Here is a 12,969-nt window from a genome sequence, read left to right on the forward strand (position 1 = left end):
CGTTTTTACCAACCGATATTCTGACGGTGTCAGATTACCAAGTGATGCCTGTTGTCGAGGGTTCGATCCCCTTCGACCGCCCAACTTTCCTGTCACTTCAAGCACTTATCTCTATTTAATTTTTGTTTTTTCTGTGATACTCGAGTTCTTCTGTAATCTACTACAGAATCACTTTTCCTGATTGGTTAACCACCAATACACCGCTTCTTGAGTTTCTTTTGTTGGTGTGGCATTGCGCTTTAGCCGAAGTTGGTCGACTTTCAATTCCCCGCGAACATAATGAAGCCCCAGGGTCGCTCGTTCCGGTGCTAAGACTTTAAACACAAAATACTCACCACGCAACACTCGAGGGTTGTAACTGCCAATGCAGTGCTTCATATCGCTCCCTTCTTGCAGTAAGTCATAGGTATTGCTAATCGGCACAATCGTGTCACTACCGCTTAACCGACAAGCTGGGAAGAGGGTGTTCTTATGTTTTGCCCGTTGCAGACGATTGTAGTGGGTCACTAACCGATCGTGTAGGGCATGCAGGCCATCGAGTTGGCGGCAGTTTTGCAGTTGTCGTCTCGCCTGGGGTTGCTCTGCTTGGCCTGCCATTGCTAAGGTGTCGCGCAAGGTAGTGCGGATACTCAAAATGTCGGTATCGTCTAAATCGTAAATAAACGGATAGTCCATAATATCGGGCTGATCGATTAACCAAATCGCTAGGTCGCGGTGCAGGCGTTGGAACCGACTGAGCAAACGCGCATCAAAGCGGGCATAGAGTTCACGAATGAGATGAATATCTTGTTGGTTAAAATCGGTGGCTTGATATTTATTGAGCAGTTTTAATACCGCAGGGCTGGCGGGCAGGTTGTGCAATGCGAGTATTTGGGTGCGCTTTAACCCAAACAAGGGAAAAACATCATCCGGTGTTAAGCAGGCCTGCTTGGCGTGTTCCATAATAAACCACACCAACAGTGGGGCGCTAACCAGTAACTCTTGCGCCGCTTTTGAGCGACTCACAAACCATAAACTACTAAAGGTATGTTGCCGAAACCGTGTTTCAAAAGCGAGCAGGGCGTCTGCCAGTTCACTTGGAAATTGAGCATGCCAATGCGTACCCTCCGGCGTGTTAAACAACCAAGCCAGTGATAAGCCCTTATCTTCATGGTAAGCGTTTACAAAACGCTGATTCGAAATATCATTAATCCAAGAAACCCCTTCCGACCAAGGTGTCAGCTCGAGTGCCAATGGGTAACCAAAGGTTTGGCTCATATCAATACGAAGCGGTTGCACCATAGTCACTCCCGGGAAAAAAGGGTGGTAGAAGGTTCATTTTAATGAAATGAAGGCTAACGTGCAAAACTTGGGTTAATGATATCGACAATGCTTGTCGTATGAGTTTTGTAAGACTTTGACATTAAGTTATGGCGTGGTTATATTGGGGTAATTTACGCAAAAAAACATTGGATACATAAGATCCCCTTAAAGATTAACTTGCCGAAATTGGGTTAGTAGCCCCTAATATTTAATGAGTAAATAACGAGGCATAAAAATGGCCGTACAAAGTCAAAAATATTCTGTTAACCAATATTTGATCGAAACCTTGCTCAGCTGGGTGAAGTCCGGTGAAATTGCCATACCTGAGATTCAGCGTCCATTTGTATGGGAAGCCGCGAAAGTGCGTGACCTCATGGACAGTCTATACAAAGGCTACCCTGTGGGGTACATCATTGCTTGGCGCAGTGCCAATATCAAACTGAAAGATGGTAGTTTTTCAGACGGTAAAAAAATCCTCATTGACGGCCAACAACGGATCACAGCTTTAACGGCCGCACTACTCGGCGATCGCGTCGTCGATAAAACCTATCAAAAAATCCGCATCAAAATCGCGTTTAATCCGGAAAAAGAACTGTTTGAAGTAAGCAATCCCGCTATAGAGCGCAACAGTTTATGGATTGCGGACATTGCTCCTTTAATGAGTGGTGAAGAAAAAATACATAAAGTCGTACGTGCCTATTTAGATAAAAATCCAGACGTTAATGAAGACCAACTGTTTGATCGTCTCGAACAATTAACCGATATCGCAAAAAAACAAATTGGGATGATTGAGCTGGCGCCTGATTTGGATATAGAAACCGTTACCGAAATCTTTATTCGCATTAACTCCGCGGGTGTAGTCCTCAGCCAAGCCGATTTCGCAATGTCTAAAATAGCCGCAAATGAAGCACTTGATGGTCACAACCTGCGCAAAGGGATTGATTACTTTTGCCACTTAGCGATAGCGCCTGAGTTTTTAAGCCATATTGAGCAAAATGATAGCGCTTTTACCTCAACGGATTACTTCAAGAGCATTAAATGGTTGGGTAAAGAAAACGATGATTTGTATGATCCCAGCTATAACGATTTGCTACGGGTTGCGCTGTTAAGTGAGTTTAAGCGAGGTAAGTTTTCTGATCTGGTGAGCCTGTTATCAGGGCGTAATTTTGAACAACGTACCTACGAACGGTCCATCGAAGAAGATTCGTTTGCAAAACTTGCCGAAGGCGTGAAAACCTTTAGCAATGAAACAAACTTTAAACGGTTTATTATGATCATTCGTTCGGCAGGCTTTATTGATAAAAGCCTGATCCGATCACGTGGCGCACTGAACTTTGCCTATGCCCTATACTTAATTCTCAAACGCCAATACGGCAACACGCCCCAGCTTGAGGGCTGGGTAAAGCGCTGGTTTGTCATGTCCATGTTGACCGGGCGCTATTCCAGTTCGCCAGAATCACAGTTTGACTATGACATAAAACAAATTGCCGAAAAACCCTTTGAAGACATTCTACAAGATGTTGAGGCATCCGAGTTATCCGATGCCTTTTGGGATCTAGGGCTGGTGCAAAACTTAACAACCAGCTCTATCAATATTCCAGCGTTTAAAGTGTTTTTAGCCGCGCAAGTGTATCTTGGCTACAAAGGATTTTTATCTCGTGATATAACGGTAAAAAGTATGCTGGAAACCCGCGGCGACATTCACCACGTATTCCCCAAAGCGTTTTTGAAGAAAAAAGGCCTTACCATTGGGCGCTACAACCAAATAGCCAATCTTGTTTATTTACAGCAAGACATCAATATCGCCATTAGTGACAAACAGCCCGCGGAGTATATGCAAACGGTTTTTGAGCAATGCCAAACAGGTGATATGGTGTATGGCAGTATCGTAAACCAAGCCGACTTAGAGGCCAACCTCGCGCAAAATGCGCTACCCATAGACCCATCCGCCTACGCGTTTGAAAACTACGATAACTTTTTAACAGCCCGACGCCAGCACATGGCCAAACTGATGAAGGATTACTATCAGCGGTTATCTGGTTAACTTTTGAGTATATGAACGGATATTTAAGAACTGGGTAATCAGCACCACTATAATGGGTGTCATTGTGTAAACATCCTTTTAAATTTAAGAAAACGGAAACAATTGTTCAATGGCCATTAAAAAAACCGAGCTTTATTCTTCACTTTGGGCGAGCGCCGATAGCTTACGCGGCGGCATGGATGCCAGTCAGTACAAGGATTATGTGTTGACCTTGCTGTTTATGAAATACGTGTCCGACAAATACAAGGGTGACCCCTATGGCATGATTGATGTGCCGGAAGGTGCCAGCTTTGACGACATGGTGCGGCTTAGAGGCGATAAAGAAATCGGTGATAAGCTGAATAAAATCATTGGCGCATTAGCCGAAGCCAATGATCTTAAAGGCGTGATTGACGTGGCCGACTTCAACGATGAAGAAAAGCTCGGCAAAGGCAAGGATATGGTCGATCGTTTAAGCGATCTCGTCGGGATCTTTGGCAAGTTGGATTTATCCTCCAATCGTGCCGATGGTGATGATTTGTTGGGCGATGCTTACGAATACCTAATGCGCCACTTTGCAACCGAATCCGGTAAATCAAAAGGTCAATTTTACACCCCTTCGGAAGTGTCGCGTATTTTGGCAAAAGTGGTCGGAATCAATCAAGATACCTCACAAGATGCCACGGTGTACGACCCGACTTGCGGTTCGGGTTCGTTGTTGTTAAAAGTGAACGACGAAGCGCCGCGCGGCTTAACCATTTACGGTCAAGAAATGGATAACGCCACCAGCGCCTTGGCGCGCATGAATATGATTCTGCAAAACAACGCCACCGCCAAAATCTGGAAGGGCAACACACTCGCCGACCCGCAATGGAAAGACGGCAATGGTCAACTTAAAACCTTTGATTTTGCTGTGGCCAATCCGCCGTTCTCCAGTAAAAACTGGACCAGCGGTTTAAATCTGACCGATGACGAGTTTGCACGCTTTACTTGGGGCACGCCACCGGAAAAAAATGGCGACTATGCGTTTTTACTGCATATCCTCAAATCATTAAAAAGCAGCGGTAAAGCGGCGGTGATTTTACCGCACGGCGTGTTATTCCGCGGCAATGCCGAAGCGCGTATTCGCGAAAACCTGATTAAACAAGGCTACATCAAAGGCATTATCGGCTTGCCCGCTAACCTGTTTTACGGCACCGGTATTCCGGCGTGTATTATTGTGATCGACAAACAACACGCTAACGCCCGCACTGGCATTTTTATGATCGATGCCAGCAAAGGCTTTATCAAAGACGGCAACAAAAACCGTCTGCGTTCGCAGGACATTCACAAAGTGGTCGATGTGTTTAATAAACAAATCGAACTGCCACGTTACAGCCGCATGGTTAACTTGGCCGAAGTGGCGGGCAATGACTACAACCTCAATATTCCGCGTTATATCGATTCATCCGAACCGGAGGATCTGCACGATTTAACCGCCCATTTACAAGGCGGCATCCCCAATGCTGACATTGATGCGTTGGGTGAATACTGGCAAGTGTTTCCAACCATCCGCCAAAGTTTGTTTCAACCCACCAGGCCTGGTTACAGCGAAGGTTTGGTCGAGGCGAATCAAGTCAAACCCACCATTCTGGCGCATCCCGAATTTATTGCCTTTGCGGACAAAAGTCTGTTGCCGTTTAAAAACTGGGCAGACAGCGCACCGCTAAGCCAAATACAAATCGGTGACAGCCCAAAAACCCTAATTTTTGAACTTTCCGAAAACTTGCTGAATGCCTATGCCGACAGCCCACTGCTCAGCAAATACGACATTTATCAAATTCTGATGGACTACTGGGCGGACGTGATGCAAGACGATGTGTACGTGCTGGTGCAAGATGGCTGGGCGGCGGGCAATCGGTTGCGTGAATTAGTGGTCGCCAAAGGCGAAAAACTTAAAGAAACGCCCGATTTAATGATCGGCAAAGCCAAATACAAAGCCGAACTGATACCACCAGGCCTGGTGGTGGCGCGTTACTTTGCCGAGCAACAAGCGCAAATCGAACAACAGCAAACCGAACTCGATGCGATCAGTCAGCAACTCGAAACGCTGACTGAAGAACACAGCGGCGAAGAGGGACTATTAAACGACGCGATGAACGACAAGGACAAAGTCACCAAAGCCAGCGTCACCGCACGGTTAAAACACGCCAGTGATGCCGAAGAAATTGCGTTGCTCAAACAAGCTAGCCGTTTGTATGAGGACGAAGCTAAAGCCAAAAAAACACTCAAAGACAGCCAAGAAACGCTGGATAAGGCGGTGTTGGCGCACTATGCAGGCCTGCTGGAAGCGGAGATCAAACAATTGGTGATTCAAGACAAATGGCTGGCAACACTTGAAAGCAATATCATCGCGGAAATTGAGCGCGTGACCCAACAACTCGCCAATCGGGTGAAAGAGCTAGAAGAGCGCTACGCCGAACCCTTGCCGCAGATTGAAAACAATGTAAACGCTTTGAGTGCCAAAGTCGCCGAACACCTTAAAGCCATGGGGTTGGAAGTCTAAATGAGGGAATAAATTGCCATGTTTCGAATCAGTGCGAAACGATTAAGCTGGACGCATGATCGGCTAGTTACGTGCCAAAGACGTTATTTTTGTAATTTATCTCAAAGTGAGATATTATGAGAATCATTAGTAATCGAGCGTTAGTTGAGTTTGCACAAACCCATCCACAAGCGCAGAGCGTGTTGCAAGGTTGGCGTCAGGTGATTGAAAAAAACAGCTTCGCGAACTGGGCACAACTCAAAAAGACATTCAACTCGGTTGATAAAGTAGCCGATTTGGCTGTGTTTGATGTGGGGGGCAACAAATATCGCATCATTGCCTATATCCGTTTTGAAAAACAAATTTTATACATTAAAGCCGTGTTAACCCATTCGGAATACGATAAAGGAGCGTGGAAATCATGAGCGAGTTGGCGCAAATTATTCCTGCATGGCAGGCCTTTTCAACCGCAACCAAGGTCATACCGATACGTGACGAGGCGCATTATCACTATATGGTTGATACGCTGGAAGAGTTATTGGCTCAAACCGGTGCAGATGAAAACCACCCTTTAATGGACTTGGTGGATATTGTGGGCGACTTGATCGCGGACTATGAAGCCAGCCAAAAAGCGTTGCCCGAAGCTACCGGCATTGAAGCGTTAAAGTTTTTAATGCAACAGCATGAGGTGAAGCAGAATCAACTGCCCGAAGTCGGCAGTCAGGGCGTGGTGTCTGAAGTGTTAAATGGAAAACGTAGTTTAAACGTGCGTCAAATTCGAGCCTTAGCCGAACGCTTTGGCGTTTCCCCCGTTACCTTTATTTAAAGACCAATACAAGATGACACAAACGATACCGGCAGGGTATAAACAGACAGAAATTGGTGTGATCCCGGAGGATTGGGAGGTTTTATTTTTAAATGAATTAGTTTCATTTGAAAATGGTGACAGAAGTTCAAATTATCCATCTGCTAGTGAGTTTGTGGACTATGGAATACCTTTTATAAATGCGGGTCACGTTTCTGATGGCCATATTAATAAAATGATTATGGATTATGTGCCTGAGTATGTTTATAACAGACTTGGTGGTGGGAAGATAAAAACAGGTGATTTGTTATTTTGTTTGAGAGGCTCTTTGGGTAAGTTTGGTGTGGTTGATAATAACTTTGGTAGGGGTGCTATTGCCAGTTCGTTAGTTATAGTTCGGCCAAATTTATTGAAAACTTCTACAGTTTTTATATCGACTTACTTTAAATCTTGGTTTTGTAGAAAGATGATTGACTTATGGGCTGGTGGAGCCGCTCAACCAAATCTTGGTGCTCGTGAACTTGGCATGTTTTTAGTACCTGTCCCACTAATTGAAGAACAAGCCGCGATTGCGGAGGCGTTGTCGGATGTGGATGCGTTGATTAGCGAGCAGGAAAAGTTGATTGCCAAAAAACAAGCGATTAAAACCGCCACCATGCAACAACTGCTCACCGGTAAAACCCGCTTACCCCAATTCGCCCACCATCCCGACGGCACCCCAAAAACCACCAAGCACACCGAACTCGGCGAAATCCCAGAGGATTGGGAGGTTATGACATACGGTGAAATTTTTACCTTTTTATCAACTTCAACAAACTCTAGAGCTGATTTGTCGGAACAAGGTGAGTTTGGTTATGTCCACTACGGTGACATTCATACTGAATGGAACAATAGGCTTGATTTAAGAGAGGAAAGTTTGCCTAGAATATCTAAAGACTTAGTCAGTTCTGAGTTTGTAATGGATGGTGATTTGATTATGGCAGATGCCTCTGAAGACTATCAAGGCATCGGCAAAAGTGTTGAGATATTTAATGTAGATGAGAAAAGAGTTGTTGCTGGACTTCATACTTTTCTATTGAGAGATAAAAATCAAAAACTTGCAGATGGTTATCGTGGATATTTGCATAGTATTCCAGCGGTAAAAAGAATCTTTGATAGATTAGCAACAGGCATGAAGGTTTATGGTATTTCGAAAGCTAACCTTTCAACAGTTTGTGTTCCAGTATCAACCTTAGATGAACAAACCGCCATTTCTCAAATCCTCTCGGATATGGACAGCGAAATCCAAGCCTTAGAACAACGCCTCAACAAAACCCGCCAAATCAAACAAGGCATGATGCAACAACTGCTCACCGGTAAAATCCGCTTGGTTAAGGGCGTGTCATGAAGTATGCCGTTGGAAGTTCAGAAGGCGATTTTGAACCGGGTTCGGATAATAAAGTTTTAAAAAACAAACTCGGTATTACTTCCGAACAAGACATGGTTGATGCCGAGGATTATTTGCTTTTTCAGCTTTATGAGTATGTGTTTGATGCTGAAAAAAACTATGAGGCGCTTAATTTTCAAGACATCCAAAAGTGGCACCGTTTATGGCTTGGCAATATTTATGATTGGGCGGGTGAGATTAGAACGGTTAATATGAGTAAAGGTGGGTTTCAATTTGCTGGTGCGCCACACATTCCTAAGCAAATCGAGTCATTTGAACAGGGCTATTTATCAAAATTTGCAGATTTGGGGAATTATTCGGAAGAGGCATTGATTCGCTTTTTGACGGAAAGCCATATCGAATTTATTTTGGTTCATCCGTTTCGAGAAGGGAATGGACGGATTTCAAGATTGTTATTGGATGTGATGGTGACACAGGCTGGTTTTGAGCCTCTGGACTACACATTGATGGAACAGCACAAAGAATATTATTTTAAGTCGATTCAGGCGGGTGTAGGGCAAGATTATCAGCCGCTAAACCGGCTGATGGCAGATATTTTTAACCAGTCGAACTTGCAGGGGGCGATTTAAAGCGCAAGTTGAAGGCGAACGCCTTTAAAGGTTGATTTTCGGTTTTTGAGCTTGGATTCAATAACCTCAATCGCTTCATTGGTCTCAATCGCTGAAGAACTGGCAACAGCGCGATAAAGACGCGCTTTTGAGATGACCTTTTTTGGTTTGCTTTTCTCGGGCATGACAATGACCTGTTAAGTGTGGATTAACTATATTATACCAATGCGTTGCGTTGGACGCTAATGTGTAATTTAGGTGTGGGCGATTTGGTTGACTGATGGATGATTGAATGTGATAAACCTTGAAAAAAGGAAGGCGTGATGAGTAATGTCGGACAGCGTGAACGTGCCACCCAAAACCGGATTGTGACGTTTTTTAAGGATGCGCTGAAGTATCGCTATTTGGGCGATTGGCAGGATCGTGCGGATAATCGCAATATTGAACCCGGCCTGCTAACCGACTGGTTGCGGGGACGTGGCGTGTCGGATGCGTTGATTACGCGGGCATTACGTCAGCTGGATAAAGCCGCCGCGTTGGGTGAAGGCAAGAAACTCTATTACGCTAATAAAGCCGTTTATCAGCTGTTGCGTTATGGCGTAAAGGATAAAGAGGGCGCGGGCGAGCAGAATCAAACGGTTTGGTTGATTGATTGGCAAAACCCCGAAGCGAATGATTTTGCGATAGCGGAAGAAGTGTCTATTCAAGGCGAGCATAAAAAACGCCCAGATATTGTGCTGTATGTGAATGGTATTGCGCTGGGTGTGCTGGAGTTGAAGCGTTCGTCGGTGTCGGTGTCAGAAGGCATTCGCCAAAATCTTGATAATCAGAAAAAAGATTTTATCCGCAATTTTTTTACCACTCAGCAATTGGTGATGGCCGGTAACGATACACAAGGCTTGCGTTATGGCGTGATCGAAACACCGGAAAAATATTACCTAGAATGGAAAGAGCCGATTGAGAATCCCTATCCGTTTTTGCTGGATTTTCATTTAAGCCGTATTTGTTCTAAACAACGTTTTTTGCAGATTATCCACGATTTTATGGTGTTTGATGCCGGGGTTAAAAAGACCTGTCGGCATAATCAATTCTTTGGTATTACCGAAGCGAAACAGTTTATTGCTCGGCGTGAAGGCGGCATTATTTGGCATACCCAAGGCTCAGGTAAAAGCTTGACGATGGTGTGGTTGGCGAAGTGGATTCGTGAAAATGTGCCGAATGCGCGGGTGCTGTTGGTAACCGACCGCACTGAGCTGGATGAGCAAATCGAAAAGGTATTTAACGGTGTTGATGAGGCAATTTATCGCACCTCTAGCGGCGCAGATTTGATTGAAACCCTGAATGAGAGCAATCCTTGGTTGCTGTGTTCGCTGGTGCATAAGTTTGGTCGCTCCGCAGAAGATGAAGAAAATGATCGCCCAACGCAGGAGTTTATTGTCGAACTGCAAGCGAGTTTGCCATCGGATTTTAAAGCCAAGGGTAATTTGTTTGTGTTTGTCGATGAGTGTCACCGTACTCAGTCGGGCAAGTTACACGATGCGATGAAGTCGATCCTTCCGGAAGCGATGTTTATTGGTTTTACCGGTACACCCTTGTTGAAAAAGGACAAGAAAAAGTCGGTTGAAATATTTGGTCGTTATATTCATACCTATAAGTTTGATGAAGCTGTGGCCGATGGCGTGGTGTTGGATTTGCGTTATGAAGCGCGGGATATTGATCAGCACATGACATCACAGAAAAAGGTCGATGAGTGGTTTGAAGCAAACACGAGTGGTTTGTCTAACCTGGGCAAAATGCAGCTTAAGCAGAAATGGGGCTCGATGCAGAAGTTGTTGTCGAGCAGGTCGCGGTTGGAAAAAATTGTCGGTGATGTATTGTTTGATATGGCAACCAAGTCTCGGTTGAATGATGGGCGTGGTAATGCAATTTTGGTGTGTGCCAGTGTGTACCAGGCCTGCAAAGCCTATGAGTTGTTTAGTCAAACGAGTTTGGCCGGTAAGTGCGCGATTGTCACCAGCTACAAACCCAGTGCGGCAGATATTAAGGGCGAGGAAACCGGCGATGGATTAACCGAAAAGCTGTTCAAATACGATTTGTATCGCAAGATGCTGGCGGATTATTTTGAGCAACCGGAGGAAGAAGCCGCCAAGCGTGTTGAAGAGTTTGAGTCAACAGTAAAAAAACAGTTTATTAAAGAGCCGGGGCAGATGCGGTTGTTGATTGTGGTAGATAAGCTATTAACCGGTTTTGATGCGCCCTCGGCGACCTATTTGTATATTGATAAACAAATGGCGGATCATAATTTGTTTCAGGCGATTTGCCGGGTAAATCGCTTGGATGGCGATGATAAGGAATACGGCTATATTGTCGATTACAAGGACTTGTTTCGTTCGTTGGATAAGGCGATCAGCGATTATACGGTGGGGGCGTTTGCTGATTATGATCAGGACGATGTTAAAGGCTTGTTAAAAAACCGTTTGGAAGAAGCCCGCAAGGATCTTGAAGAGGCGTTAGAAATGGTCAAGAGCTTGTGCGAACCGGTCAGAGCGCCAAGAGATACCGCTGATTATCGGCATTACTTTGTTGGTTCGTCTGATGCGGCTCAAGATGACATGACCGAAAAAGAAGCTTTGCGTTTGAGTTTGTATCAGTTGGTGGCCAAGTTACTTCGTGCCTATGCCAATATCGCTAATGAAATGCTTGCCGCAGGTTTTACGCCCGCTGAAACTGAACAAGTTAAGAAAGATGTAATTCATTTTGAAAAAGTGCGCGATGAGATCAAGCTAGCGAGCGGTGATTTGGTCGAGATGAAGCGCTTTGAACCCGCGATGCGCCATCTGTTAGATATGTACATTCGTGCCGATGACAGCGAAACGCTTATGGACTTTGAAGAGCTGGGCATGATTGAGTTGATTGTCGAAAAAGGTACCGATGCGTTAGAGGAGTCGTTACCACCAGGCCTAAAAGATCAGGAGGCGATGGCCGAAACGATTGAAAACAACGTGCGCAAAAAAATTGTTGATGAAAACCCGGTGAATCCGCGCTACTACGAACAAATGTCGGTGTTGTTGGATGAGTTGATTAAACAACGACGCCAAGAGTCGATTGATTACCAAGATTATTTGGAGAAAATCCGTCAGTTAGCCCGTCAGGTCGTAAAACCGCAAAGCTCAGCCGACCATCATTACCCCGGCTCAATGGATACCGCCGCCAAACGTGCGCTCTACGATAACTTTGGACAAAATGAAGTGCTGGTCACTAAATTGGATGCGGCGATTCGTTACACCAAAAAAGCCGATTGGGTTGGCGACCGCTTTAAAGAGCGTGAATTGGCGAATGCGATTCGGGACGAAGCGGGTGATTATGATTTAGATATTGTTCAAGTGATGGATTTGGTGAAAGCGCAAAAGGAATACCATTAGGTGACGAGTGTGAGCAGCAGTGAGCTAACCATTGGCAGTTTGGCTTTAACCTTAAATCGTAAGGCGATTAAGAATCTGCACATTAGTGTGTTGCCGCCCGATGGTCGTATCCGCGTATCCGCACCGGAGAAAATGACCGAAACAGCGATTAGGATGGCAGTGATAAAGCGCATTCCTTGGATCAAAAAGCAAAAGCAGAGCTTTATTAATCAGCCTAGACAATCGGCGCGTCAAATGGTGAATGGCGAAAGCCATTATCTGTGGGGTCAACGCTATCGTTTAGAAGTGATCGAGCAATACGGCCGGCATCGTCTTGCTGTGAAAGGGGTGAGTAAGTTGGTGTTAAAGGTTTCGCCTAACACGTCAACTGAAAATCGCTTGCGGGTGTTGGAAGACTATTATCGTGCCGAGTTGAAACAACGTATCCCGGTGTTATTGGAAAAATGGTTACCACGATTAGGCGTGACGCTGTCTGATTGGCGGGTGCAGAAGATGAAAACCAAGTGGGGTAGTTGCCACGTTGAAAATAAGCGGATTCTGTTGAATTTGGAACTGGCAAAAAAGCCGCCTGAGTGTCTTGAATATATTTTGGTACACGAGTTGGTGCATTTGCTAGAAAGAAAACACAGCGACCGTTTCAAAGCGTATATGGATCAATATTTACCCAATTGGCAAGAGGTGAAACGGCTTCTTAGCCAGTCTTATTTAACATCGGTTAAGTAGGTCATTACGGATTATTTATGTGGATGCAGTATTACCGAGACTAGTGAGTATTGGTTAGCTCACGGTTTAACTTAAAGATCTTCAAAGTAATTGATTAAAGTTAAACCTTTTTTTTCTGAGTATAAATTTTACAAGCTATGTTATTGGTACTGATTCTTTAACAACTGTCCACTTC

At 44.9% G+C, this 12,969-nt stretch carries 10 protein-coding genes; 8 read left to right on the forward strand and 2 right to left on the reverse strand.

The annotated features are described in order from the left end of the window. Positions 1–168: 168 nt before the first annotated feature. Positions 169–1,281 (reverse strand): PcfJ domain-containing protein, encoded by a 1,113-nt coding sequence (locus tag THICY_RS02725; protein WP_013835087.1) that lies wholly within the window; start codon positions 1,279–1,281, stop codon positions 169–171. A 256-nt stretch (positions 1,282–1,537) separates the two neighbouring features. Here THICY_RS02725 and THICY_RS02730 point away from each other — a divergent pair, with 256 nt between their 5' ends. The 6 genes from THICY_RS02730 to THICY_RS02755 all read left to right on the forward strand — a co-directional run bounded on the left by THICY_RS02730 (position 1,538) and on the right by THICY_RS02755 (position 8,670). After that, positions 1,538–3,346, forward strand: a complete 1,809-nt coding sequence (locus THICY_RS02730; RefSeq protein ID WP_013835088.1) for a GmrSD restriction endonuclease domain-containing protein — start codon at positions 1,538–1,540, stop codon at positions 3,344–3,346. Between the two features lie 109 nt (positions 3,347–3,455). Continuing rightward, positions 3,456–5,870, forward strand: coding sequence for a type I restriction-modification system subunit M (locus THICY_RS02735; protein WP_013835089.1), 2,415 nt, complete (start codon positions 3,456–3,458; stop codon positions 5,868–5,870). A gap of 116 nt (positions 5,871–5,986) precedes the next feature. Continuing rightward, positions 5,987–6,274, forward strand: coding sequence for a type II toxin-antitoxin system HigB family toxin (locus THICY_RS02740; RefSeq protein ID WP_013835090.1), 288 nt, complete (start codon positions 5,987–5,989; stop codon positions 6,272–6,274). Beyond that, positions 6,271–6,675 carry a helix-turn-helix domain-containing protein gene (locus THICY_RS02745; RefSeq protein WP_013835091.1) on the forward strand — a complete coding sequence of 135 codons (405 nt, stop codon included), beginning with the start codon at positions 6,271–6,273 and terminating at the stop codon, positions 6,673–6,675. Before THICY_RS02740 ends, THICY_RS02745 begins: the two co-directional genes overlap by 4 nt. A 13-nt stretch (positions 6,676–6,688) precedes the next feature. Continuing rightward, entirely contained in the window at positions 6,689–8,041 is a 1,353-nt protein-coding gene (locus THICY_RS02750) for a restriction endonuclease subunit S (protein WP_157862712.1), read from the forward strand. Beyond that, positions 8,038–8,670: a Fic/DOC family protein gene (locus tag THICY_RS02755; RefSeq protein WP_013835093.1), complete on the forward strand. Its 633-nt coding sequence runs from the start codon at positions 8,038–8,040 to the stop codon at positions 8,668–8,670. The genes THICY_RS02750 and THICY_RS02755 overlap by 4 nt, the downstream gene beginning before the upstream one ends. Here THICY_RS02755 and THICY_RS08810 read toward each other — a convergent pair. After that, complete coding sequence (locus tag THICY_RS08810) at positions 8,667–8,834, reverse strand: hypothetical protein (RefSeq protein ID WP_013835094.1); 168 nt, start codon at positions 8,832–8,834, stop codon at positions 8,667–8,669. The genes THICY_RS02755 and THICY_RS08810 overlap by 4 nt on opposite strands. Before the next feature lie 138 nt (positions 8,835–8,972). Here THICY_RS08810 and THICY_RS02760 point away from each other — a divergent pair, with 138 nt between their 5' ends. Beyond that, positions 8,973–12,071 carry a type I restriction endonuclease subunit R gene (locus THICY_RS02760; RefSeq protein ID WP_013835095.1) on the forward strand — a complete coding sequence of 1,033 codons (3,099 nt, stop codon included), beginning with the start codon at positions 8,973–8,975 and terminating at the stop codon, positions 12,069–12,071. A gap of 9 nt (positions 12,072–12,080) precedes the next feature. After that, entirely contained in the window at positions 12,081–12,794 is a 714-nt protein-coding gene (locus THICY_RS02765) for a M48 family metallopeptidase (RefSeq protein ID WP_157862713.1), read from the forward strand. Positions 12,795–12,969: the final 175 nt, after the last annotated feature.

The organism is Thiomicrospira cyclica ALM1 (genome assembly GCF_000214825.1).
Lineage (GTDB): Bacteria > Pseudomonadota > Gammaproteobacteria > Thiomicrospirales > Thiomicrospiraceae > Thiomicrospira > Thiomicrospira cyclica.